The organism is Haloglomus salinum (assembly GCF_024298825.1).
GTDB classification, from domain to species: Archaea; Halobacteriota; Halobacteria; order Halobacteriales; family Haloarculaceae; genus Haloglomus; species Haloglomus salinum.
In genome coordinates this window covers 641,426-665,324 of record NZ_CP101153.1, presented here as the reverse complement: position 1 = coordinate 665,324, position 23,899 = coordinate 641,426, and the positions used below count along the sequence as shown (strand labels likewise).

The following is a 23,899-nucleotide window of genomic DNA, read 5'->3' as shown; positions in this document are numbered from 1 at the left end:
ATGTTCGACTCGTTCGAGGTCGTGCCGGCGGTGGACGTACAGGACGGGCAGGTCGTCCAGCTCGTGGGCGGCGAGCGTGGAACCGGGCGCACCTACGGCGACCCGGTCGAGGCCGCGGGGGACTGGGAGGACGAGGGGGCTCGAACGCTCCACCTCGTCGACCTCGACGGGGCGTTCGAGGGTGAGCGCGCGAACGCGGGCGCCATCGAGCGCGTGGTCGCAGCCACGAACGCGGACGTGCAGGTCGGCGGCGGCATCCGGACCGCTGCCGACGCCTTCTCGCTGCTCGAGGGCGGCGTCGACCGGGTCATCCTCGGCACGGCGGCCGTCGAGAACCCGGATGTCGTCTCCACCATCACCGACCGCTTCCCGGAGGGCGTCCTCGTCAGCCTCGACAGCAGGGGCGGGGAGGTCGTCGTCTCCGGCTGGACGGAGGGGACGGGTCTCGACCCGGCCGAGGCCGCCGCGCGGTTCGTCGATGCCGGCGCGGCGGGCATCCTGTTCACCGACGTGGACGTCGAGGGACAGATGGAGGGTGTCCGCGGCGAGGAGGTCCGCCGCGTCGTCGAGGCCGTGGACGCTCCGGTCATCGCCAGCGGCGGCGTCGCGACCGTCGAGGACGTCCGGACCGTTCACGACGCGGGGGCGGCGGCGGTCGTCGTCGGCACGGCGCTCTACGAGGGCGCGTTCACGCTCGCCGAGGCGAGCGCGGCCGTCGAGTGACGAACCGCGGCCGGTCCCGTGCTCGGTCGGCCTCAGGCTCCGTCCGTGGGTCGGTACTCCCGCCGACCGGCCAGCCGAACCAGCGCGTAGGCGGCGGCACCGGAGACGGCCGCTCCCGTCGGGGAGGCGGCCGCCATCTGTGGAGCCGTCGCGACGACCGTATCCGCCACTGACTGGATGAGCGGCACTGTACCCGTTCGTCGGGGCAGAGGTATATAAAATCGAGCACCAGTCCGGTTCTACTCTGCTCTTTATCAGCGGTTGACCCCGGCCAGGGCAGTGGCGCCCGCCCACAGCCGGCGACGAGGCCCGCGAGGCTCGCGGAGTCCGGGTGCCGGCATGGGTGGAGCGGTTCAGTCCGCGACACCCGCCATCCGACTCTCGCACTCCGCAACCCGGTGGTCAGCGCCGAGTGCCCGGTACTGGGTCCGTGCGGTCTCGAAGGCCGCACGCGCCGCCGCGTCGTCGCCGAGCGCCAGCAGCGCCTCGCCGCGCTCGCGGTGTGCACGTGCCGTCTCGGCGTTCCGCGTCTCCGGGTCGAACGTCTCGAGACACGCGTCCAGTCGGTCGAGTGCCACCTCGCTGGCGCCGCGCTCACGGGCCAGCGTGCCCAGCTCCCGGAGCGCGAGCGCGAGCGCGCGGTCGGCATCGACGTCGTCGGCGGTCTCGCGGCTCTCGGTCAGGTGGCGCTCGGCCCGGTCGAGGTCGCCCCGTTCCCGAGCGGCCACGCCCAGCCCCCGGAGGCAGTGGGCGACGTTCTCCCGGTTGCCGGCATCACGGGCGAGGGCGAGGGCTTCTTCGAGGCGCTCGGTAGCTACCGCGTCGCGGCCGTCGTCGGCGAGCGTGTTCCCGAGCGCACGCAACGCGTGGGCGAGATAGTCGCGAGCCCCGACGTCGCGCGCGAGGTCCACCGCTGTCTCGAACCGTTCGATGGCCGCCGCCGGCCGTCCCCAGTCACGCTCGATGACGCCGAGGTTGACCAGCGAGTCGACGAGCGCGACCCGGGCGCCCGCCCGTTCGCGGAGCGCTCGGCTCCGCTCGAACCGGTCCAGTGCGGCGTCGAACTCACCCCGCTCGTAGTGGACGATGCCGAGGTTGTTCTGGATGGAGGCCGCCCCGGCCGGGTCCCCTTCGGCGTCGGCCCGTGACTCCGCAGCGGTGAGGTGGCGTTCGGCGTCGTCCAGGTCTCCGGCGAGCCACGCCGCGACGCCGCGGGCGCCGAGCGCCTCCCGTGCCCGCTCGTCATCGTCGACCGTCTCGGCCAGCGCCAGCGCCCACTCGGCGTACCGGTCGGCGTCGTCGAACGCGCCGGTCCTGATGGCGGCCCAGGCCCGGTGGAAGAACGCCTCGGACCGGAACCGCGTCCGTTCGGGGGCGTCGAGGACGCCCGCCCGGTGGTACAGCGCCGCCGCCTCGCGGGCGAGCGCCTCGTAGTCCCCTCGGTCGAAGCGGGCCTGACATCGCCTCGAGACGGTTCGGACGGCCGCCCCCGGCGAACAGGCGTCGGGCAGGGTGAGCGCCGAGTGGTCGCTCTCGCCCAGCAGCGGCGCCAGCCCCGGCTGGCGTTCGACGAGCGTGAACAGCGCGTCGACCGTCTCGTCGGCCCACCCGGTCGGGTCGGCGGCGACCCGTTCGAGGACCGCTGCCTCCGCGCCCAGCGCGTCTCGAACCGCCTCGCGGCCTTCGGGGTCGTCGGCCAGCGACCAGAGCGCCGAGCAGACGCGGCCGACCCGGCGCTGGGCCGCCGGCGCCGGCTCCGTCTCGACCAGCGCGTCGAGGAACGCGACCGACCACTCCTCGTGGGGGAGCTGACAGTCCAGCGGCGATGGCCCGAACAGCACCCGCCCGTGGAGGGTCTGGATGGCGGCGTCGATGGCCGTCGCGTCGTAGTCGGCCGGCGGTGCGACCAGCGCGTAGAGGGACGCCGGCTCCACGGCCAGCCCCGCCGCGTTCAGCAGGTTCGCCAGCACGCCGAGGTCGTACGCCGCCGGTTCGCCCTCGCGGAGTCGCGCCAGCGTCGTCTCCGCGTCCGCCTGCAGCGCGCTCGGGACATCCTCCCCGACGCCCGCGGCCGTCGCGAGGCAGTGGAGGAACGCCAGCACCGACGACGGTGCACCGGCCGCGTGGTCGTCGGAGCAGCGCGCGACCGCCTCGACCGCCGACGCCAGTTTCTCGGCCGACCGGTCGCGGTCGGCGGCGACGTGGGCGACGAACCGCTCGCGCTCGCGCTCGTCGAGAGGTGGCATCCGGAACACCTCGACCGCCTCGTCCCGGTCGGCTCTGACCGCGGGGGACAGCGGTTCGCCCGGCGGGTCGCCCCACTCGGCCGTCCGCGCGTCCACGAGTACCGAGACCGTCGGGTCGTCCCGGAGGGCACGCATCGTCTCGAACACGGCCCGGCCCGACCGGACGGCATCCTCGACGACGACCAGCGTGTGTCCGGGGTCGCGCCGGGCCGCGGCTGCGAGTGCCTCCGGCGCGGTGAACTGTCGCCCCCGGCCGCTCCGGCGGTACCACACCGCGCCGTGGTCGGCCTCGTCCCAGCGGTGTGCGACCTGCCGGCAGACGGTGCTCTTGCCGCTCCCCGGCGGCCCCAGGAGCGCCACGTCGCGGCCGTCGGTCAGGCGTGCCAGGAGGCAGTTGTCGAGGCGCTCGCGGCCGGCATCGCCGTCGTCGGGTCGCTCCCGCGGCAGCGCGTGCCCGGCGGCCACGTCCGCGAACTCGTGGCCCGTCCGGAGCGCCAGCACGAGGTCGCGGGCGTTCGCCGGGTCGAACGCGGCATCGCCGAGGCGCTCGAACCCCTCCGACGCGAGCCGTGTCGACTCCGGCCCGTCGCCGTGTCCCGGGGGCGTCGCGGCGGCGCGCTCCGGGTCGAGTTCGGCGAACCGCTCCCCGGCCCACGCGAGCGCGTCGTCGCCGGTCGCCTCGACCAGCGCGTGCGGGCGTCCGTCGTCGGCGTGGATCAGCACCAGGACGGCCGTCGGCGTCCGGAGCAGCGAGAACGGTGGCTCGGTCGTCGCCGGCCGCCCGTCCGGCCCCGTGTCGGCGTCCGGTGGCAGCAACACGGACGCTCCGGCCGCCGCGACGGCCTCGGCCGCGAACGACTCGTCCGCGGCCGTCGCGACGGCGGCCGCCACCCTGTCCGCGCTCGCGAGGCGGTCGAGGAACCGGTCGGCGAGCGCCGCCGCGTCGGCATCCGCCCCGGCGAGGCCGACCGTCGCGTCGGCCAGCGCCGCGCCCGACAGCGGGGCGTCGTACGGCAACGGCTCCAGCGCGGCGACCGCCGCCTCGACCGCCGCGAGCGAGTCCGTCGCCGCCCGGTACTCCTCGGCGGCGAGTCGCCCGGCCACGGTCGCGACGTAGCCGCCGTCCGTCCGCTCGACCAGTCCCTCCCCCTCCAGCTCCCGGACGGCCCGGTCGACGGTCGACCGTGACCGGTCGACCGACGCGACGAGGTCGCGCTTGTACGAGGGACCGTCCAGCAGTCGCTCGAACACCGGCCAGCGCCGCCTGACAACATCGAGTACGGGCTCCCCCCCGTCGTCCATTTGTCGCTCGTTCTTCGGCCACTCACAAAAGCTCTCCCCGGCGAGCGCACCCCCACCCCCCGGTAGCGGCACGCGCGCCAGACGGTGCCGTGTCGACGCGGCCGCCAGTGGCGAGTCGAAGATGGAGCCGAACCGACTCGGATGCACTGCCGACGCGGAGACACGATAGTCCGCAGTGGTGATTCCGGGTGCGGGTAGATTACGTCACATACTGAGTTTAAGTACCGCCGCGCCGGGCGGCGCACCCACACCGAGGGGGAACCGTCTTGCCGGTGGGCCCCGGAGCCGCGACCATGAGCGACGAGACGACCGAGGGTGGCGTCCGCGAGGCCGCCGTGACCCGGGAGACCGCCGAGACCGACATCGAGGTCACACTGGCGCTCGACGGCGACGGTGAGGCCACCGTCGACACCGGCGTCGGCTTCTTCGACCACATGCTCACCGCCTTCGCCAAGCACGGCCTGTTCGACCTCACGGTCCAGTGCGACGGCGACCTCCACATCGACGACCACCACACCGTCGAGGATGTCGCCATCGCCATCGGGCAGGCGTTCGACGCGGCGCTCGGCGAGAAACGCGGCATCGTCCGCTATGCCGACCGCCGGGTCCCGCTGGACGAGGCCGTCGCGGACGTGGTCGTGGATGTCTCCGGGCGCCCCTACTTCGACTTCGACGGCGCGTTCTCACAGCCGTCGGTCGGCGAGTTCACCAGCGACATGGCCGCCCACTTCGCCCGCTCGCTCGCGATGAACGCCGGGCTCACGCTCCACGCCGGCGTCACCGGCGAGAACGCCCACCACGAGGTCGAGGCGCTGTTCAAGACGCTCGCCCGCGCGCTGGACGACGCGACGCGGGTCGACGAGCGCCGGGCGGGTGACACGCCGAGTACGAAGGGCGAGCTGTAGGCTGAGACAGTCCCGGAGCTCTCGACATATTCGTATTTCTGTTCATCTTCGTGATATATGCGACGGAGATGCTCGATAGTAGCTGGATTACGAACATCTCTGACATCGGCGACCAGTCCGCCACCTGACCGCTCTCCGGACCACAAACCACTCGGTGGTTCGTCGGGAACCGGACGACGATGCCCTCCCGACGTGCCCTCCTGGCCGGTGCGGCCGGTCTCGTCGCCGGTGGCGGACTGGTCGCCGACCGCGTCCGACTCGGCGAGGTGGACGACTGGACGCCGACTGCGGATACGTGGCCACTCTCCCGCTACGACCTCGCGAACACGGCTGCCGTGCCCGACGTGAGCGTTCCCGACGACCCGACGGTCGACTGGACCGCGTCCGTCGCGGCGTCGTCGCAGTTCGCGCCGCAGGCGCTCGTCGTCGATACCGACCGGGTGTACGCTGGTGCCGACGGTCTCGTCGCACTCGACCGGGGCGGCGGGTCGAAGGTGTGGAGCGACGAGCGGCCGGTGGATACCCTCGCACGCCGCGGTGGTCGCCTGTTCGTCGCCGGCGGCGACGGCGAGAGTCCGAGGGTCGCCGCCCGCGACGCCGCGACCGGCGACACGGCGTGGACACGGGACCTCCCCGCTCTACCGGCGGGGCTGACGGTCGCAGCCGGGATGGTCCTGACCACGACCCGATTCGGGTCGGTCGCCCGGGAGCAGGACACGGGCATCCGTCGCTGGGGTGGTGAGTCGCCCGACCTGCGGGCCCAGCCGCTCGTCCACGACGGCGCGCTGTTCGGCCACGACGGCTACGAACTCGTCCGGTACCGGCCACGGAGTGCGTTGGACGTGCCACTGCGCGCGGTGCCGCCGGCCGAGTGGCGGTCCGTGACACAGGTGGAACGTATCGGCGCCCCTGTGGGCGCCGGCTCTCGGGTGCTCGTGCCGGGTACGCGGTACGGCTTCCGGACGGACGCCGGCGCGCCGGCCTTCCGAGCGGTCGACGCGACGACGGGCGAGGTGGCGTGGCGGGCGATTCGCAGCGACGAGCGGGACGCGTTCCTCGGGTCCCGGTACGCCGCCGTCGACGCCGCCCGCGACCGGGTGTACGCTGGCGTCTACCGGCAATGGACCAGCGAGCCGACGACCGGTGAGCGGTTCCGGGCGACGGTGCGGGCGTTCGCGCTCGAGGACGGGGCCGTCGAGTGGACGCACGAGGCCGGAAACGGCCGGTTCGTCCGTGATGTCGTGTTCGCGGGCGACCGTGTACTCGTGGCGACGGCCAGAGACGAGGATGCGACGGGCGGGGCCTCCGGCGACGTGCGGGCGCTCGACCCCACCGACGGACGCGAGCGCTGGCGGGTCGCGTTCGACGCGCCGGCCCGGACGCTCGCGCCCGTCGACGGAACGGTGTTCGCGATGACCGGGAACGGGCTCGTGGCCGCGCTCCGATAGTTACTGTCCGCCCTGACCCTGTTGTCCGCCCTGCTGCTCGCCCTGTTGCTGCCCCCGGCTACCCTGCGTCCCGGGGAACCGCTGACGGTCGAGCAGGCGGAAGTTGACCGTGACGATGCCGACCTCGACGGCGTCGGCGGCCCGCTCGACGGTACCCGAGAAGGTGACCTGCGTCGAGTGGACCGCGAACAGCTCCGTGTCGAAGCGGACGTCGACCCCCTCGGCTGCGGGCGCGCTCACCTCGAACTCCCCGTTCTGTGTCGCGATGCCGACCCCCTCGGGGAGGTACTCGCCGAGCGCGTTCCGGGCGAGGTCCTCGACCTTCCGGACCGCGCTCCCGGCGTCGAGGACCCGCACCGGCTCCCCCACGTCGTCCGGGAACACGTTGGTCCCGTTCTGGACGGTCACCGTCTCGGTCGCGGCAACCTCCGCGTTCCGGAGTTCGCGCACCGCCCGCTGGATCGCCTGGTCGGACATGTTCGTTGGTGTCGAATCCGCGGGGGAGGGCTTGAAACCTGCCCTCTCGGCGGACCCTGTGACTCCCCGACGACGCTCCGGCCGACCGGTGGCGGTCACCGCAGCAGCGTTCGCAGCTCCGCGAGGTACGAGCCGCGCGTGTGGTCGAGCCGTGAGAGCCACACCTCCTGGTAGCTGGGGTGCAACAGCGGGACCACCTGCCCGAAATCGGTCTCCACGGGCTCCAGAACGGTGTCGAGGAACCCGTCGAGCGACCGGCCGGCCATCGCGAACACCGAGGTCGTCGCGTGCTTGCCGGTGGTGAGGACGGCGTCCGGGTCGACGGCCGCCAGTTCCTCGCGGAGATAGGGCCGGCAGTTCGCCCGCTCCTCGGGCGTGGGCTCGCGGTTGCTCCCCGTGCCGTCGCAGGGGAAGCACTTGACGGCGTTCGTGTAGTAGGCGTCGTCCGCGAAGCCGGCGTCGGCGACCAGCCGGCGCACCTTCCGCCCGGAGTTGCGGGTCGTGTAGGCCATCCCGGTCAGGTTCCCGCCCCGCCAGCGGTCGGCCGCCGGCGCGCCCGCGCCGGGGGCCTCCCCGACCACGACCAGCGACGCGTCCGTCGGCCCGACGCCGTGGCTGATACTCGTACGACAGTCGACCAGTTCCGGGCAGCGTCCACAGCCGGCCGCCACCGGGTTCCGCCGGTCGGGGTCCGGAAAGGTCGGGTCCTCGGGCACGGCTCACGGGAGGCGTCCCGCCGGCATGAAACCCGCCGACCCGGTCAGTATGGCCGCCCGCCCCCGTCACGGGGGGAGCGACCGTGGCCCGCGCTACCTGAATGTATATTTACCGTCTCAATACGGCGTATTATAAATCGCTAGATAATAAATAGCTGGCTACAACCGGGAACAGCCTCAGGGAGGTCCCGGGACAAGGACCTGTCGATGGGAGACACGAACGAACGGACCGACAGGGTGGCCGTCGAGACGCCGGCGGACGAGCGGCTCCCGCCGGTCCCCGACGCGCGATACGGGGCCTTCGATGTCGCGGACGGGACGACCGTCCTCTTCGACCGTGAGACAGAGGACGCCTGGCTTCGCGCCGACTGTGCAGTCGAGGTGGGGCACTGATGGACCAGCGTCACGGCGGCGACGACGCCGACCTGGCGGCCGTCCGCACCCCCGAGGACGACTCGCTGCCGAGCATCGACCCGGAGCGCTACGGCGCGTTCGAGACCCGGAACGGCGAGACCGTCCTCTACGACAGCGACGCGAAGGGGGCCTGGATTCGCGCGGACCACCCGGTCGAACTCGGTCGATGAGATACCTGTCTCCGCTGTCGCTGCTGCTCGACACCGGTCACCCGCCGGCAGCCTCACGGCGGTTCCTCTCGTGCTCCTCCGGAGTCACCACTCGGTGACGAACAGCTCCGGATATCCCCACTCCCCGTGCCATCCCACCATGCATTACCTTCTACCGGCAATGACTGGCATCACGCTCAGGGTGATGGAACGTGTCGTGACACACATGCCCACGAACGAGAATCGGAGTGAAGCGACCGACCTGGCGGCCGTCCACACCCCCGACGACGATTCACTGCCGAGCATCGACCCGGAGCGCTACGGTGCGTTCACCACCCGGAACGACGAGACTATCCTCTACGACAGCGACGCGAAGGGGGCCTGGATTCGCGCGGACCACTCGGTCGAACTCGGTCGGTGAGTCTCACTCCTCGGCGCGCTCCAGCGTCAGCTCCACCGCCGTCCCCCGCGGTTCGTTGTCACGGATACCCATCGACCCGCCGTACCCCTCGATGACGGTCCGGGCGAGATAGAGACCGAGGCCGCTATCGCCGTGTTCGCCGGCCGTCAGCACCTCGTCCTTCAGCCCGTTCGGGATACCGGGGCCGTCGTCGCTGACACGGAGGTGGACCGTCCCCCCGTCGACCGTCCCCGTCACCCGAACGGTCGCTTTCTCCCGGTCGTGATGCTGGAAGCCGTTCCGGACGAGGTTCTCGACGACGTACTTCAGGAGGTCGTCCCCCTCGACGGTGACGGCGGGCACGTCGGTCTCGACGCTGCCGCCGGATTCGGGGTCGACGGACTCGATAGCGGCCTCCACCGCCGCCCGCAGGTCGACCGGGCGCGGAGGGGTGTCGTCGGTCGTCGCCCGGACGAGGTGGCGGACGTTCTCGACGAGCTCGGCGACCTCGCGGGTCTGCTCCATCGTCGTCTCCAGTTCCTCGTCGAACTCACCGTCCTGTTGCTCGGCGACCTCGTGGGTGTACGCACGAACGATCTGCATCTTGTTGAGGACGTTGTGGCGCAGCAGGTTGTTGAGGAACCGGAGACGGTCACGTTCCTCGCGGACGTGTTCGGCGGAGACGCGGGCGCGTTCGGCCCGGCGAGCCGCCTCGACGCTCCGGGCCTCGCTGGTGCCGATGGCGACCCCGGACGCGGTCCCGACGCCGGTGAGGAACTGGAGCAGGACGAACCACTCCAGCAGCCCGCCCCCCTGAACCAGTGCCACCACGATGATGATGCTGCCGAGGACCCCGCCGCCGATGAGCGACCACTGGAGCAGTCGTGGCTGGTGGTCCGTCTCGACCCACCGGTTCCGCGCCACCAACCAGAGGCCCGCCGTCACGGCTCCCGGCAGGCTCGCGACCGCCGTGATGAAGAACTCGCTGTCCGGCACGGTGGCGTGGTAGGCGAGGCCGGCCGCGGCGAGTGCCAGACCCAGTACGGCGACCGCCCAGCCCGCGGCTTCCTCCGGAACCGCACCTGGCAGCTTTCCGGCCACGTGGCTGGAGGACATCTTTGCGTCGGTACTCGTCCGCGCGGCAAAACCGTTGGGGCCCTCGGTGACAGGTGGCATCCAGTAGCTCTCGGACACGGTGTCGGTCCCGACTGTCAGCGCCCACCCGTGACGGGTCACGGTCAGCCTCGCCGCTCGCCGGGGGGTTATGCCGCTCCGGCCCGGACGGGGCGGTAGATGACACGGTCCCGCCGTCGCGTCCGGGTCGCGGCTCGCTCCGTCCTCGTCGCGGTGCTCGTCGTCACGAGCACCGTCTCGGTCCCACTCGCGGGGTTGGCGGCCGCGGAGACGGGGGCCGGGACCGAAACCGCCACGCTCACGCGCGCGGCCACGACGGCCGGCCCCACGACGCCACACGGCGGCGTCCACATCACGTTCAGCTCGTCGCTGACGCCCGACCGCCCCGGCGAGATCGGCGTCGACGCCCGGTTCACCATCCCCGACGGCGTCACCTCGCTGACCGCGGAGGTCCCCGAGGGGGTGACGGTCACGGACACCGAGGGGTTCAGCCAGCGCGGCTCGCGCCAGTACGAGTGGACGCGGACGACCGACCGGCCGTCGCTGTCCTATCGGCTGCCTGTGAACGAGACCGTGACGCGCGGGCGCGAGGGGGCCGAGACGAGCGGCTACATCTTCGTCGACGCGGGCGAGTGGGCACTGACGAAGGTCCCGCGCCTCGGCGTGACCTACTCCGGGACCGGCCAGCGCCAGCCCATCCGGACCGACCAGTCGGTCGCGGGCGAGGGTGTGGCCGGTGAGAACCTCCTCTTCCTCGGCCCGGTCGACACGACGACCCGCGAGGTCGCAGGGCAACGAATCACGCTCGCCGTCCCGGAGGCCGCGGGCCTCCGTGACTCCCGGGCCGACGTGCTCGACGCGCTGGCGGGCACCGCCCGCACCATGACGCTCGGGCCGGCCGACGACGAGGTCCTCGCCATCATCGCCCCGACCGAGGGGGTCGAGTACGGGTCGACGGGGCTCCAGCGCGGCCCCGAGGATTTCTGGGTCCGTGACGTGCAGCGCCTCGACACCCCGGAGAACGTCTGGTCCCACGAGTACGTCCACACCCGGCAGACGTATCGCCCGACGACGGAGACGGGCTGGACGTACGAGGGGATGGCCGACTACTACGCCGCCAGCCGGGCGCTCCGGAGCGGTCGAATCAACTACTCGCAGTTCCAGCGCCACCTGAACATCGGGACGCGCCAGCGCTACGGCGACGTGGTCCTCGCGGAGCCGGACACGTGGCGCGGGACGACCGCCCACTACTGGAAGGGCGCGCTGGTGTTCGCCGCCATCGACCGGCAGATACGGGCCGAGACCGACGGGAGCGCTACCCTACAGGATGCCATCCGCCGTGCGCAGGACCGTGCCGACGGCGGCCAGCTCGACCAGTCGACCTTCCTCGCCAGTGTCGGGGCCGTCGGCGGGAGCGAATCTCGCGAGGTCGCGCGCCGGTACACGGAGACCGACGCGACGCCTGAACCGCCGAGCCGCTCGGAGTACGCCCGCGTCTTCGGCGGCCTCGCCGACTTCGACTACCGCTTCGAGGAGTTCCACGTGGCGGGGCCCTACCGGAACACGACCGTCGACCGGCTTCCGACGCTCGTCCCGGGCGAACGGGTCGTCGTCGACGCGACGGTCGAGAACACCGGGGACGCCGCCGGCGAGTTCGCCATCACGTTGCGTCGGGGCGACCGCGCGGTCGGGACCCGGACGAGCGAACTCGACGCCGGCGCCACGGCCGACCGCTCCTGGACGGTACCGTTCGACGCGCCCGCGGACACACAGCTCCGACTCGGCGAGTCCAGCCGTGCGGTGACCGTCCGACCGCCGGCGACGCCCGTCGTGGCCGAACTGACCGTTCCCGAGCGCGTCGCCGTCGGCGAGTCCATCGAGGTTCGCGCCGTCGTCCGGAACCGGGCCGAGCGCCCGGCCGACGGGACCGTGATGCTCACTGTCGACAGGGAGCCGGTGGCCGAGCGCACCCTCCGGCTCGCGCCGGGCGAGTCCGCCACACTGGCCGGCACCGTGACGTTCGACGCCCCTGGCGAGTACCCCGTCGAGGCTGGCACTCGCGCGACGACCGTCAGGGCCCGCGATTCGACGCCGACGGCCGGCGAGCGGCGTGGCTCCGGCGACGGTTCCGGCACTGCCACTCCCGCGACGGCGACCGGGAGCGGCGACGCGGGTCGGGGTACCGAAAGCGGTGCCCGGAGCGGTGCCGCCCCCGACGCCGAGAGTACGGCGGGAGCGGCCCCGTCCGCGACGGCGACCGGGTCGCCGGTGACGCCGACCGGCGCGGCCGGCGACGGCTTCGGCGCCCTCGCGGCGCTTCTCGCCGCCGGTCTCGTCGCCCTCGGGGCGTGCCGGCGGCACTGAGCCAGCTCCCGACCGCCCGGCACGCCGGTGCCGCCGGGCTCATCGACCGTCGGGGCAACCGATAACAGGCCGCCACCCGACCGCCGGGTCATGGACGAGACGCCCGACGACGTGGCGACGGACGGGTCCGGGGACGACGTGGCCGAGCGACGTGACCTCGACGCGGCGGCACTGACCGAACGCCTGCGCGCCGAGCGCCGGGCCGTCAGCGACGAGGGACGCCCCGAGGCCGTCGAACGCCAGCACGAACACGGGAAACTGACCGCCCGCGAGCGAGTGGCCTACCTCTGCGACGACGGGAGCTTCGACGAACTCGGCCAGTTGGCCGCGCCCGCGCCGACCACGCCCGAGACGGCCGACTGGGAGCGCGAGGACGCCCCCGCCGACGGCGTCGTCGCGGGCGTCGGCGAGGTCGAGGGCCGGCCGGTCGCCATCGCGGCGACGGACTTCACCGTCAAGGGCGGCTCCATCGGCCACACCGGCGGGCACAAGCTGGAACGGCTGTACGACCTCGCAACCGACCGCGGGTTCCCGGTCGTCAACCTCCACGACGGCGGCGGCCACCGCATCCAGGAGGGCCTGGACGCCCGCCCGACGGCGCAGGGCGACGGCGGCCTGTTCCGCCAGCAGACGACGCTGTCGGGCTGGGTCCCGTTCGTCTCCGCGATGATGGGGCCGGGCTTTGCCGCGCCGACCAACTTCTCCGTGATGGCCGACTTCGTTCCGATGGTCGAGGGGTCGACGCTCGGCGTGGCCGGGCCCTCCCTGGTCGAGGCCGCGCTCGGGACGGCGGTCTCGAAGGAGGAACTCGGCGGTGCCGACGTCCACACCGTGCGGACGGGGATGGCCGACGCCGCGTATCCGGACGACGAGGCGTGTCTCGACGCCATCACGGAGTGGCTGTCGTATCTCCCGCGGAACTGCCGGCGCGACCCGCCCGCGGTCGAGCCTCGCGCTCCCGAGCGCGACCCGGAGGCACTCGTCGATGTCATCCCGGCGGACCCGAAGAAGGGGTACGACGTGCGCGACGTGCTCGCGGGTGTGGTCGACGCCGGGTCGGTATTCGAGCTGAAGTCACGCTACGCCCGCAACATCGTCACCGCCTTCGCTCGCGTCGAGGGCGAGCCCGTGGGCGTCATCGCCAACGCGCCCCGTGTGATGGCCGGCACCATCGACACCGACGCCTCCGAGAAGGCCGCCCGCTTCGCCTCGTTCTGTGACGCGTTCGGGCTCCCCATCCTCCTGTTCGAGGACACGCCTGGGGTCCTGCCGGGGCCGGACTCGGAGGCCGAGGGCGTCGCCCGCCACGCCGGGAAGCTCCCCTTCCAGCTGAATCGGGCGACCGTCCCCATCGCGAACGTCGTGCTCCGGCGGGGGTACGGCTTCGGCCACGTCGCGATGGGGGGTGGTCGGTCGGCGCGCAACGACCTCACCGTCGTCTGGGCGACGGCGGAGGTCGCGGCGATGGGTATCGAGGGCGCCGTCGACATCGCGTACCGCCGGGAGATACAGGCGGCCGACGACCCCGAGGCGAAGCGCGAGGCACTCGTTCGGAAGTTCCAGGACCGTACGGGCGCCATCCGCGCCGCGTCGGGCGTCGGCGTCGACGCGGCTATCGCGCCGGACGAGACCCGCGGCCGCATCGCCCGGATGCTCGCCCGTGCGGACGAGGAACTCGAGGAGGACTGGCCGCCGAAGAAGCACCATATCGACCCGATCTGAGGCCGCCCCACCAGGCGTTCGGGCCCGCCGGTCTCCCGCGGCTGTGGCTGGCTCGCCCGTGCTCCAACGCCTCAGAGGAACAGCGTGCCGTACACCGTGAACGCGAGGAGGGCGCCCCCGACCAGGGACAGGACGAGGCCGCCCAGGAGGAACGTGTCCCGGCGGTCCGCCCGCGTCTGGTCGTAATAGTCGGGGGCGTCCTCTGGGCCGACCGTCGCGACCCGCTCGGCGTACCGCTCCTGGTACTCGATTGCCCGCTCGGGCCGCAAGAGGAGGGCGAGGCCGGTCGCGAGGATGGCTGCCGAGAGGCCGCCCACCGCGAGGAGTCCGACGCGCATACCGGCCGGGTCGGGTCTCCGGTGACAAACGCCTTGGGGCCGGTCTGGACGGTGGTCCCGTCAGCCGCGCGTCGGACGACCGCGCCGCCGACGGAAACGCTTGTCCGGCCCCCGCGAGTCCCCCTACCCGATGAACAAGAAGGGTCACGTACTGAACGGCGTCCTGCTGGCCATCGGGCTGGGGTACGTCCTCGAGCCGGCCGGGGATATCGAGACGTTCCGCACCATCGCGATGACGCTCGTGCCGGTGACGCTGGGCGCGCTGTTCCCCGACATCGATACCGCGTTCGGGAAGCACCGCAAGACGTTCCACAGCCTCACCGTACTGGCTGTCTTCGTCGCCTACCCCATCTACCTCGACAACCTCCACTACGTCTGGATCGGCGTCCTCAGTCACTACGTGCTCGACATGGTCGGCTCGAAGCGGGGCATCGCGCTGTTCCACCCGCTCTGGGACGAGGAGTTCGGGCTCCCCTTCGGCGTGACGACGAGCAGTTCGTACGCCGACGCCGTGACGCTGCTGGTGACGCTGCTGGAACTCGCCGTGGTCGCCGTGTTCGTCCACGTCGTCCCCGGCCTCCTCCGGGACCTCGCGGCAGCGCTGCCGTTCGCACCCGGCGTGGGGAACGAGCCCTCGACCGCCGTGTTCGGCTGGCTGGTCGGGGCCGTCGCTGGCCTGCCCGTCTGAGCTAGTAGACCGACACGTCGTCGAACCGGCCGTCGTAGGCGATGTGTCGTGGATGGGTCGGCTCGGTCCCCTGGAGGAACAGGCGGTCGACCTTCTCCCAGGTGTTCTCGTACAGCAGGTGTGCGGTCTCGGCCGCACACCGGGCGCCGTGCCCGGGGCCGTCGCGGTGGTGGACCCGCCGAGGAGCGCCCGTCTGGAACGCCTCGACGAGTTCGCGCTCGGACCAGAGCGGCTCCTCGAACGTGGTCCACACCTCGCCGATGGTGCCCCGGAGGTGGGCGTACGACGAGCCGAACGGCGGCAGGCCCGTCTCCCGGGCGAGTTCCAGCGCCCGCTCGTTGTGTCCTGGCAGGTGCTTCGGGTTGTACACCTCGATGGCGTCGACGGTATCGCGGTACGCCGCGAGGTCGTCGGCGTCGAGGCTGACGGTCGCGAACTCCGGATGCGGGGCGAGGACGGCCGCGTCCTGGCGCCGGAACTCGGCCATCGCCGCCTCAAGCGTGATGAAGTCGGGGACCGGTTCGGAGAGCCCCACCGCGAGGACGTGCTTGCGCTCGCGGAAGCTCCCGGTGAACACTTCGCGAGCGGGCAACACGAGCAGCTCCTCGTCGGAGAACCGGCGTGCCTTCGCCCGGATGTCGGGGAGGCGCGTGAAGTGCGGGGCGTAGATGAGCGCGTCGAGGCCGCGGCGTTTGGCCCGCTGGACGACCCGTTCGTCGAGAACCTTCACATGAGGGTCGACACGGAACTCGCTCTCGGTCACTGGTGTCGGGTCGGGCATGCGAGGGCTAAGCCGTTGCGGGTTCGGGCCGGCGACGACCGACGCCACGGCGGCCGGGTGTCTCTGTTCCGGCTCAGTCGTCCGCCACCGCGGGCGTGGTCGGCGCCGCGGGCTCGGGGGCGGCCTCCTCCGATACCGGCGTCCACTCCAGGTCCTCCTCGTAGTGGAACGCGCGGTGCTCCTGGGTCGGGTCGACGACCGTCAACGAGAGCCAGTCGTTGTCGAGCAGCTCCGCCAGCTCACCGTTCTTGGCGAGGACCCCGGTGACACGCTCGACCGGCGCGTGGACGACCGTCGAGAGGCGGAGCGGCTGGTGGTGTGGCTGGTCGTCGGCCGCCATCAGCGACTGGTTCGGGAGCCCGGTCATCAGGTCGCCACCGTTGCCCTGGTAGACGCCGACGTTGCCGACGGGATTGTGGGTCACCTTCGAGCCGCTGCCGTAGACGGCGTTGTCGACCGTCGAGAAGTAGTACTGGGTGTTTATCCACTGGGTGACGACCATCGGCCCGGTCATGATGGCTTCCAGCGCCTCGCCGTCGGGGTCGGTCGACCAGTCGTACGAGTGCAGGAACGCGCGGCCGTCGAGGTCGAGGTCGCTCGTCAACTCGCGGGGGCCGACGACGAAGCCGGCGTTGCCGGCCAGTCCCCACTCGGGGCGGGTCTCGGCCCAGTCGGCAGCGCGGCGCTCCACCTCGTCGACGCTCGCCCCGTCGGCGTCCATCGACGCGGCGCGCTCGGCGGCCGCGTGCTCGCGGGCGGTCGCGAGGTCCGCACGCAGCTGTGCGAGGTCCTCGGCGTGGCTCTCGGGCACGTCGCCGTCGTACAGTTCGACCTCGTCGGTCGTCGTGTTGTGCTGCCCGGCGAGGAAGACGGTGTCCTCGGGGACCTCGTGGCCGCGCTCGCGGAGTTCCGCCTGCACCTCGGGGTCGTTACAGATGGTCGCGAGGACGCGGGCGTTCGGGCCGCCGGGGTTGCCGGCACAGGCACCACAGTCCAGGCTCGAATCGTAGGGGTTGTTGGCCGTCTCGCTGGCGTGGCCGGTGAAGACGACGAGGCGACCGAACTCCTCCCAGCCCATCAGGTCGAAGGCGGTGGCGGCGTACTCGACCTTCTCCTCGGTGGTCAGCCCGACCGGGAGGTCGCCGGCGTAGGTGTGCTGGTGATGGACGAGCGGCTCGCAGAACTCCTGCTCGTCGGGCACCGACTCGTCGGCGGTGGTGAACAGGTCGCGGACGCGGCCGGGGACGAGCGTGCGGGCCGCGAGCGCGAGCCCGTAGCCGCTCCCGGCGGTCTCGACGAAGCCGTAGGCCGTGGCCGCGTTGGCCTCCAGCGTCTCGATGACCTCGTCCGCGGCCGCGCGGATACCAGACCAGCGGTCGTGACGTGCCTGCGTGCCGTCGTCGGTCGGGAAGTCGGTGACGTGATGCTGTGGGTCGAGAATCGGCGGGCAGGCGTCGACCGACACGTCGGCATCGTACCCCTGATACTCCATCGGGATGCCGAAGAAGCCGGCGTACCCGTGTGTCTCGTACGCGCCCGTCGCCTCGATGTGGCGGCGGATGATCTCCGACCGGGTGTCGATACAGAACACCAGCTGGGCGTCCGGGCGACCCGAGGCATCGCTGTCGGCCAGCGACTGGCTCTCCACGGAGACGGCCTCGACGAGGTCACCGCGGTAGGTCGCCTCCCAGGCGCGCAGGAACGCCCGGGCGAGTTCGTCGGCCGGGTTCGCGTCGACGTCGTCGTTCGAGGGCTCGATGTCGGCCCCCACGGCATCCAGCAGCGCCAGCCGCGCCGCGAGGTACCCCTCCAGCGAGATGGGGTACGTCGACTGCCACTCGCCCCCGTCGTCGACGCGCTGCTTGATGTACCCCGTCCAGCCGGGGAGTGCGGTCAGTTGCTCCTCGAAGATGGGTACCCACTGGCTCTCCGGGAACGGTGCCAGCACCGTCTCGATGGCCTCGGCCGGTGTCTCGGGCAGGTCCGTGACGACCCCCTCGTCGGGAATCTCGTCGTCGTGTTCGGTCACTCCGCGGAAGGCGGTGTAGAACCCCGCCTCACGCTTCGGCATCGCCCAGTGGGCGCTCCCCTCGTCGAGGAAGGCCGACAGCCACTTCGCCAGCACCCGGTCGACGTGCTCCGTGGCGGTGTCGGCCGCCGTCGTGTCGTGAGCGGTCGCATCGGCCATGCGGTCGAGCAGTGCCTCGGGGGCTTCGCCCCCGTAGCCGGCCTCTGAGAGTTCCGCCTCCAGGGTATCCGGGTCTATCTGCCCGCGTTCGAGCGCGGTCCGGAAGGTCTCGGCACTGGGGTAGCCGCGGCCGCCCAGCAGGTCGGCCGCCTGTTCGACCGCCTCGCCGAACGGCTGGTCCTCGAACCCCGACAGGGGGTTTGCCGTCACGAACGAGTGGATGGGCCAGAGCGAACCCACGGTCGTCGCTGCCTTGTCGATGCTGTTCTGAATCGTGGCGTCAGTACTCATTGTAATCCTCCGTGGAGGTCAGCAGGGTGTCGGATGACGGTTGGCCGGCGTTCACCAGAGCCACGTAGAGGCGCTGGCTCTGCTCGTGGATGCCGGTCTCGATGCCGGCGTAGATGCCGACGAAGGCGACGGCGATGAGACCGTGAAGCAGGGTCAGTTCGGTCGGCGCCGAGGCCATCGGGAGCCCGGAGAGGAGCCCGGACACCGCCCCGTAGACCACGGCGTAGACGACGATGGCCGGGAAGAAGACCAGGGGAACGGCCCCGTAGCGGACCGTCGTCGGGAGCGCGGTGCGTTGCACCGCGCTCCGGGCGGCGTGGAGCGTGGTGAAGACCACGAACACGGTCAGCAGCAGGCCGCTGTCGACCGTCGTGCCCTTCCCGGTCAACACCGCGAACAGCGCGCCGCCCGCGAGCCCGGTCAGCAGCGTCACGACGACGCCGGTGGCGCTGGACAGGCGGCCCGTCGTGTGCGCGGCCGCCTCCGGGCTGGTGTGCTCGACCTGTTCGCCCGCGCTCAGGAACTGGTAGGCCTTGTAGAAGCCGTGGAGGATGAGGTGGGTGATGGCGGCCCCGAAGAAGCCAAGGCCGGCCTGCATGAGCATGAACCCCATCTGCCCGACCGTCGAACAGCCGAGTTTGCCCTTGATGTCCGTCTGGACCGACTTCAGGAGTTTCCCGCCGATGGCGCTGGCTCCACCGATGGCGACCACCACGAGCAGCAGTGCGGAGTCGACGGTGACGACCGGCGCGAAGCGTGTCAGCAGGATGCCGCCCGCGTTGACGAAGCCCGCGTGCATCAGTGCCGACGCCGGCGTCGGGGCGGTCATCGAGGAGAGCAGCCAGTTGTGGAACGGCACCAGAGCGGACTGTATCATCGCCGCGAGGACGAGTGCGCCGGCGGCGACCAGCCACACCGGGCCACCGAGTGTTCCGGCGGCCGCGGCGATTCCGGAGATGGTCGTCGCGCCGGTCGTCCACCACAGGGCCGTCAGCGCGACACCCAGGAGCGCGCTGCTGGCGATGAAGTACCTGCGTGCCAGCGTCGCGGCCGCCTGCGCCTGGTCCCAGTCCCTGGCGGTGCCGATGAGGTTCGCCATCAGCAGCCCCATCGCGAGCCACAGGACGCCGAACAGCGCGACGTGGTCGGCCGCCACCAGCGCCATCACGGCCAGCGTGAACCCGAACGTGGTGGCGAAAAAGCGCGTCTTCTGTGCGCTCCCCGCCATGTAGCGCCGCGAGTAGCTGTGGACGATACCGCTGAAGAAGGTGACGACCACCCACATCAGAACGGTCAGTCCGTCGATAGCAACCACACCGGGAATCTCCCACGCGCCCCCAGTTCGGACTCGCAGGATGAGCGTGACGATACTCGCGACCAGCAGTGCCCACACGAGCCACGTGAGTGCGACGGGCACGAACGGCGACTCGGCCGTCGTGTCCGGGAGTTGTCCAACCGTCGTCTGTGAGGTGCGTCCTGACATCGTTCGGGTCTCAGACTGATTGCGACCGGGGCAGTCCTGACGACCGCCTCTGGTCGTCTCTACCAGCCTTCTCGAACAGACTGGTTATTAAATCTGTCTAAAATCCCAAACTGTTCTTAATAGAGTTGATTATAGAACATTATGTTTATCTGGCTGCGGAGCGCGCCGTCTCGGATGCCAGCACGGCCTGACTCGGCTGCTGTCCCGGGCTGTCCGTCGTTCACGCCGGATGTAAGCCGGTCCACACGCATCCACAGCCCCATCAGCTATCGGGAAGTGGGTCGCCGTTGCGGACTGGGGTTACCAGACTGTTCTCCAGCGACGGGTCAAAAAACCATATCGTTCTCCGCTCCGGGATGCAACTATGGAAGCAGTCACGGGAACCGTTCTCGTCGGTCGGTCGTTCGAGCCGGTTCGGGGTCGCGTCGTCATCGAGGACGGACGAATCGAGGCCATCGACGAGGTGGAGACGGAGTCGACGGACATCGTACTGCCGTCGTTCGTCAACGCGCACACGCACCTCGGGGATTCGGTCGCGAAGGAGGCCGCCGTCGGCCTGTCGCTCGAGGACGCCGTCGCGCCACCGGACAGTCTGAAACATCGACAGCTCGCGGCTGCCGACCACGACGACCTCGTGTCGGCGATGCGCCGGACCCTCCGGTTCATGCAGCGGACCGGGACGGTGTCCTGCCTCGATTTCCGCGAGTCCGGCGTGGCCGGGGCGCGGGCGCTCCGTGAGGCGGCGCGACCCACCGATGTCGGCCCGTTCGTCTTCGGGAGCGGGGACCCGTCGGTCCTCGACATCGCCGACGGGTACGGCGCTTCCGGCGCCAACGACGACGATTTCGACGAGGAACGGGCTGCGTGCGAGCGCCGCGGCGTCCCCTTCGCTATCCACGCCGGTGAGCCGGACGCGACCGACATCCACCCCGCACTCGACCTCGAGCCGGACCTGCTCGTCCACATGGTCCACGCCGAACCGGAACACCTCGAACGGGTCGCGTCACAGTCGGTGCCGGTCGCCGTCTGCCCCCGCGCGAACACCGTCCTCGACGTGGGACGGCCTCCGATACGGGACCTGGTCGACCAGACCACGGTCGCGCTCGGAACGGACAACGTGATGTTGAACCCACCGTCCATGTTCCGCGAGATGGCGTACACGGCAAAGCGGTTCGACGTGACTGCGCGCGAGGTGCTGCGGATGGCGACGACCGCCGGGGCCGAAATCGCCGGGCTCGACTGTGGTGTCATCGCCCCCGGCCGGCGGGCGAAAATCACCGTTCTCGACGGCAACTCGGACAATCTGGCCGACTCGGTCGACCCGGCACGCGCGGTCGTCCGGCGCGCGACCGCGCTCGATGTCGACCGCGTCCTCGGCTAGCCGCCGTTCCCGGACTGGAACCTGCCGAAGGGTGTGGTCTCGTGGCTTCGAACGAGCACCTCGTCGGCGACGGTGAGCCCCATATCGATGAGCTCCTGTGCGACGGGCGTGATGTCGTTGTCCGATGTGCCCACGGCGGTCACGAGGAGGTTCTGCTCACCGGTGACCAGCTCCTGGACCGAGACGACACCGTCGATCTCCAGGATGTCCGCGATGAGCTCCCCACGCTCGGCTATCGACGCAGTGCAGTAGAGCAACATCCGGAGGGGATAGCCCGACTTCTGATAGTCGACGCTGGCGCTGTACCCCTTGATTATCCCCTCGGACTCCAGACGCTGGATGCGCTTGCGGACCGTGCTGTCCGAGGTCCCGGTTCGCTCCGCGATGTCGCCGGACGACATGTTCCGGGCGTCCTCCTGGAGGGCGTGCAGGATCGCCCTGTCGACGTCGTCGAGGTCGTCGTTGGCCATGCGAGGGACTCCGCGACAGAGCCACTTTACTTTGGACCTGCGCGCTACCGATACCCGAGTAGGACCCGGCGTTCGGTATCGCTCGCTTCGGGCTCGTTCGTGGACGTGCGTGGGAACGGCGTGGGGGCGTGTGGGAACGGTACTCGGCTCGTGGCCGTGGGCGTGTGCGACGCCCACGCCGTGCGACGGCGTTATTCGAGGAATGGGCAACTCGATGCTGCCAAAACTGCCGTAGGAACAGAAAACAGTCGTCGACCGATTACCGCTCTTCGGAGTCCAGCACGCGGATCTGGTCCCCCCGAACCGTCACGGGAATCGGAACAGTCGCCTCGTACAGCTCCACGGTGACCTGGTCCTTGCCCTCGTCGATGCGCTGGACCTTGGCCTTCTCGCCCTTGAACGGGCCGGCGATGAGTTCCACGATGTCGCCCTCGGCGATGCCCTCCACGTCCGGTTTCGGCGAGAGGAAGTGCTCCACCTCGGCGATGGAGGATTCTCCCTGCACGACGCCCCGGGAGTGGGGAATCTCGTCGAGGATGCGGTCGAACACCGAGATGTCGTCGGCCTCGACCATCACGTAGGAGGTGAGCGAGTCCGGGGCCAGCGCGGCGTGGACGCTGTCCTCCTCACGGCTCATTATCATGTCCGCAACGGTGCGTTCCTGGCTCGCGGTGGTCTTGACGGCGAAGATGGGCACGGCCTCAGACACCTCCAGGGACGAAGCTCATCATGACGAATATCAGGAACCCCAGGATGCCGACGAGGACGACCCCCACGCCCGCGATGAGGGCCACCCTGGAGAACTCCTGCCAGGAGGGGGTGCTCGCGAGCTTGAGCACCCGGGTGTACGCGCCGAGTTCCTTCGGTACTTCCATGCGGGGTCTTTTCCGGTCGGGCTTTCTATACCTGTTGGTACGCCCGACGCTGGGCAGGCAGCGGCTGGAAACGAGAGAAAGGGGGCGTGTGTCAACGGCCGTTCGCACCGCAGGTGATTACTCCACGAAGTCGATGCCGCCGTCGGAGGAGGCGGGCTGCTGGCCACCTGACCCGTCGGTGGTCGCCTGCCCATCGAGGTTGCCGACCTGCGTGCCGCCCTGTGCCTCGGCCTCGGCCTCGTTCTTGCCGTAGATCTGCGGGCTCTCGACACCCGTGACGACGATCATCGTCTCCATCTTCCCGTCGAAGTCGTTGTTGACGGACGCGCCCCAGATGATGCGGGCGTCGGGGTCGATGCGGTCGTAGATCTGCTCGACCACGCCCTCGGCCTCCTCGATACTCATGTCGGGCCCACCGACGACGTTGACGAGGGCCGAGTTGGCTCCGTCGAACTCCACGTCCAGCAGCGGCGACCGCAGCGCCGAGCGGATGGAGTCCTGGGCCTTGTTCTGGGAGTCGGACTCGCCGAGACCGATCATGGCGACGCCGCCGTTCTCCATGATGGTCTTCACGTCGGCGAAGTCGACGTTGACCAGCCCGGGCTTCGTGATGAGTTCGGTCATCCCCTTCACCGAGCGCATCAGGACGCGGTCGCAGATCTTGAACGCGTCCTGGAGCGGCAGGTTCGGCGCGTAGTCCAGCAGCCGGTCGTTCGGGATGACGATGACCGTGTCGGCCACCGCTCGCAGGCGCTCCAGCCCGGCATCGGCGTTGGCCCGACGGCGCTCCCCCTCCGCGGTGAACGGGACCGTGACGACGGCGATGGTGAGTGCGCCCTGCTCCTGGGCGGCCTGTGCGACGACGGGCGCGGAGCCGGTCCCCGTGCCCCCGCCGAGCCCGGCGGTCACGAACACCATGTCCGAGCCGTCGATGGCGGCGTTGATGTCGTCGATGTTCTCCTGGGCGGCCTCCTCTCCGATCTTCGGGACCGACCCTGCACCGCGGCCGCCGGTTCGCTGGCGGCCGATGAGGATCTTCGTGTCGGCCTCGACTTCGGTTGCGAGGTGCTGGGCGTCGGTGTTCGCGGCGACCAGCTTCGCGCCGTGGATGCCCTCGCGGTCCATCCGGGTGACGGTGTTGCCGCCGGCGCCGCCGCAGCCGACGACGGTAATCTTGGTTTCGAGGTCCTCGACGACGCTCGCCAGCTCATCGTCGGTCATGGTGCCCGACGTGTTCGGCGATGCGTCGTTCGAGTTCGCCGGCCCGTCCCCAGCCGGGCCCTCCTCCTCCCTATTCTCGGCCTCGTCGATGGCGTCCTCGATCAGCGAGTCCATGCTGTCAGGTCGGATGCCTACGTCCCGTAAGTAGCTTTCTCCGGCGTCACGCGCGTGTCTGACGCCGAT

The 23,899-nt window shown here is 70.9% G+C and carries 23 protein-coding genes; 10 read left to right on the top strand and 13 right to left on the bottom strand.

Translation table 11 applies throughout. The features are described 5' to 3' along the window. Positions 1-723 (top strand): 1-(5-phosphoribosyl)-5-[(5-phosphoribosylamino)methylideneamino]imidazole-4-carboxamide isomerase, encoded by a 723-nt coding sequence (hisA, locus tag NL115_RS03225; RefSeq protein ID WP_254831781.1) that lies wholly within the window; start codon positions 1-3, stop codon positions 721-723. 32 nt (positions 724-755) lie between these two features. Here the strand turns inward: hisA and NL115_RS03220 are convergent, their stop codons facing one another. Both NL115_RS03220 and NL115_RS03215 read right to left on the bottom strand, forming a co-directional pair. Next, complete coding sequence (locus NL115_RS03220; protein ID WP_254831780.1) at positions 756-911, bottom strand: hypothetical protein; 156 nt, start codon at positions 909-911, stop codon at positions 756-758. 165 nt (positions 912-1,076) lie between these two features. Then, positions 1,077-4,271, bottom strand: a complete 3,195-nt coding sequence (locus tag NL115_RS03215) for a tetratricopeptide repeat protein (RefSeq protein ID WP_254831779.1) — start codon at positions 4,269-4,271, stop codon at positions 1,077-1,079. A gap of 293 nt (positions 4,272-4,564) precedes the next feature. Between NL115_RS03215 and hisB the strand changes: the two genes are divergently transcribed. Further along, the gene (gene hisB, locus NL115_RS03210; RefSeq protein WP_254831778.1) at positions 4,565-5,176 is read left to right on the top strand and encodes an imidazoleglycerol-phosphate dehydratase HisB; all 612 of its coding nucleotides are present in this window, start codon (positions 4,565-4,567) and stop codon (positions 5,174-5,176) included. Between the two features lie 179 nt (positions 5,177-5,355). Further along, positions 5,356-6,624 carry an outer membrane protein assembly factor BamB family protein gene (locus NL115_RS03205; protein WP_254831777.1) on the top strand — a complete coding sequence of 423 codons (1,269 nt, stop codon included), beginning with the start codon at positions 5,356-5,358 and terminating at the stop codon, positions 6,622-6,624. Here NL115_RS03205 and NL115_RS03200 read toward each other — a convergent pair whose 3' ends face one another. Both NL115_RS03200 and NL115_RS03195 read right to left on the bottom strand, forming a co-directional pair. Continuing rightward, positions 6,625-7,101 carry a hypothetical protein gene (locus NL115_RS03200; protein ID WP_254831776.1) on the bottom strand — a complete coding sequence of 159 codons (477 nt, stop codon included), beginning with the start codon at positions 7,099-7,101 and terminating at the stop codon, positions 6,625-6,627. A gap of 95 nt (positions 7,102-7,196) precedes the next feature. Further along, positions 7,197-7,817 carry a uracil-DNA glycosylase gene (locus NL115_RS03195; protein ID WP_254831775.1) on the bottom strand — a complete coding sequence of 207 codons (621 nt, stop codon included), beginning with the start codon at positions 7,815-7,817 and terminating at the stop codon, positions 7,197-7,199. Between the two features lie 207 nt (positions 7,818-8,024). On the opposite strand from NL115_RS03195, the gene NL115_RS03190 reads away from it, so the two are divergent. The 3 genes from NL115_RS03190 (at position 8,025) to NL115_RS03180 (ending at position 8,801) form a co-directional block, all read left to right on the top strand. Further along, on the top strand, positions 8,025-8,210 hold the full coding sequence (locus NL115_RS03190; RefSeq protein WP_254831774.1) for a DUF7331 family protein: 186 nt from the start codon (positions 8,025-8,027) through the stop codon (positions 8,208-8,210). Beyond that, positions 8,210-8,401, top strand: a complete 192-nt coding sequence (locus NL115_RS03185; protein WP_254831773.1) for a DUF7331 family protein — start codon at positions 8,210-8,212, stop codon at positions 8,399-8,401. The genes NL115_RS03190 and NL115_RS03185 overlap by 1 nt, the downstream gene beginning before the upstream one ends. A gap of 205 nt (positions 8,402-8,606) precedes the next feature. Next, entirely contained in the window at positions 8,607-8,801 is a 195-nt protein-coding gene (locus tag NL115_RS03180; RefSeq protein WP_254831772.1) for a DUF7331 family protein, read from the top strand. Positions 8,802-8,804: 3 nt separating this feature from the next. On the opposite strand, the gene NL115_RS03175 is transcribed toward NL115_RS03180, so the two are convergent. Further along, on the bottom strand, positions 8,805-9,896 hold the full coding sequence (locus NL115_RS03175) for a sensor histidine kinase (protein WP_254831771.1): 1,092 nt from the start codon (positions 9,894-9,896) through the stop codon (positions 8,805-8,807). A 177-nt stretch (positions 9,897-10,073) separates the two neighbouring features. Between NL115_RS03175 and NL115_RS03170 the strand changes: the two genes are divergently transcribed. Both NL115_RS03170 and NL115_RS03165 read left to right on the top strand, forming a co-directional pair. Further along, the gene (locus NL115_RS03170; protein WP_254831770.1) at positions 10,074-12,278 is read left to right on the top strand and encodes a hypothetical protein; all 2,205 of its coding nucleotides are present in this window, start codon (positions 10,074-10,076) and stop codon (positions 12,276-12,278) included. Between the two features lie 90 nt (positions 12,279-12,368). Further along, a complete protein-coding gene (locus NL115_RS03165; protein ID WP_254831769.1) occupies positions 12,369-14,000 on the top strand; it encodes an acyl-CoA carboxylase subunit beta in 1,632 nt (543 codons plus the stop codon). 71 nt (positions 14,001-14,071) lie between these two features. Here NL115_RS03165 and NL115_RS03160 read toward each other — a convergent pair whose 3' ends face one another. Continuing rightward, the gene (locus tag NL115_RS03160) at positions 14,072-14,338 is read right to left on the bottom strand and encodes a hypothetical protein (protein ID WP_254831768.1); all 267 of its coding nucleotides are present in this window, start codon (positions 14,336-14,338) and stop codon (positions 14,072-14,074) included. 130 nt (positions 14,339-14,468) lie between these two features. Between NL115_RS03160 and NL115_RS03155 the strand changes: the two genes are divergently transcribed. Then, positions 14,469-15,026 carry a metal-dependent hydrolase gene (locus tag NL115_RS03155; protein WP_254831767.1) on the top strand — a complete coding sequence of 186 codons (558 nt, stop codon included), beginning with the start codon at positions 14,469-14,471 and terminating at the stop codon, positions 15,024-15,026. A 1-nt stretch (position 15,027) separates the two neighbouring features. On the opposite strand, the gene NL115_RS03150 is transcribed toward NL115_RS03155, so the two are convergent. The 3 genes from NL115_RS03150 to NL115_RS03140 all read right to left on the bottom strand — a co-directional run bounded on the left by NL115_RS03150 (position 15,028) and on the right by NL115_RS03140 (position 19,769). Continuing rightward, complete coding sequence (locus NL115_RS03150) at positions 15,028-15,789, bottom strand: PHP-associated domain-containing protein (protein ID WP_254831766.1); 762 nt, start codon at positions 15,787-15,789, stop codon at positions 15,028-15,030. A gap of 91 nt (positions 15,790-15,880) precedes the next feature. Then, positions 15,881-18,286, bottom strand: coding sequence for a DUF2309 domain-containing protein (locus NL115_RS03145; RefSeq protein ID WP_254831765.1), 2,406 nt, complete (start codon positions 18,284-18,286; stop codon positions 15,881-15,883). After that, entirely contained in the window at positions 18,276-19,769 is a 1,494-nt protein-coding gene (locus tag NL115_RS03140; protein WP_254831764.1) for a proton-conducting transporter transmembrane domain-containing protein, read from the bottom strand. The genes NL115_RS03145 and NL115_RS03140 overlap by 11 nt, the downstream gene beginning before the upstream one ends. Before the next feature lie 364 nt (positions 19,770-20,133). Here NL115_RS03140 and NL115_RS03135 point away from each other — a divergent pair, with 364 nt between their 5' ends. After that, complete coding sequence (locus tag NL115_RS03135) at positions 20,134-21,150, top strand: amidohydrolase family protein (RefSeq protein ID WP_254831763.1); 1,017 nt, start codon at positions 20,134-20,136, stop codon at positions 21,148-21,150. Here the strand turns inward: NL115_RS03135 and NL115_RS03130 are convergent. The 4 genes from NL115_RS03130 to ftsZ form a co-directional block, all read right to left on the bottom strand. Beyond that, positions 21,147-21,620 (bottom strand): Lrp/AsnC family transcriptional regulator, encoded by a 474-nt coding sequence (locus NL115_RS03130; protein WP_254831762.1) that lies wholly within the window; start codon positions 21,618-21,620, stop codon positions 21,147-21,149. The genes NL115_RS03135 and NL115_RS03130 overlap by 4 nt on opposite strands. 259 nt (positions 21,621-21,879) lie before the next feature. Beyond that, the gene (locus NL115_RS03125; RefSeq protein WP_254833140.1) at positions 21,880-22,317 is read right to left on the bottom strand and encodes a transcription elongation factor Spt5; all 438 of its coding nucleotides are present in this window, start codon (positions 22,315-22,317) and stop codon (positions 21,880-21,882) included. A gap of 4 nt (positions 22,318-22,321) precedes the next feature. Then, on the bottom strand, positions 22,322-22,495 hold the full coding sequence (locus NL115_RS03120) for a protein translocase SEC61 complex subunit gamma (RefSeq protein ID WP_254831761.1): 174 nt from the start codon (positions 22,493-22,495) through the stop codon (positions 22,322-22,324). Between the two features lie 117 nt (positions 22,496-22,612). Continuing rightward, positions 22,613-23,830, bottom strand: a complete 1,218-nt coding sequence (gene ftsZ, locus NL115_RS03115; protein ID WP_254831760.1) for a cell division protein FtsZ — start codon at positions 23,828-23,830, stop codon at positions 22,613-22,615. Positions 23,831-23,899: the final 69 nt, after the last annotated feature.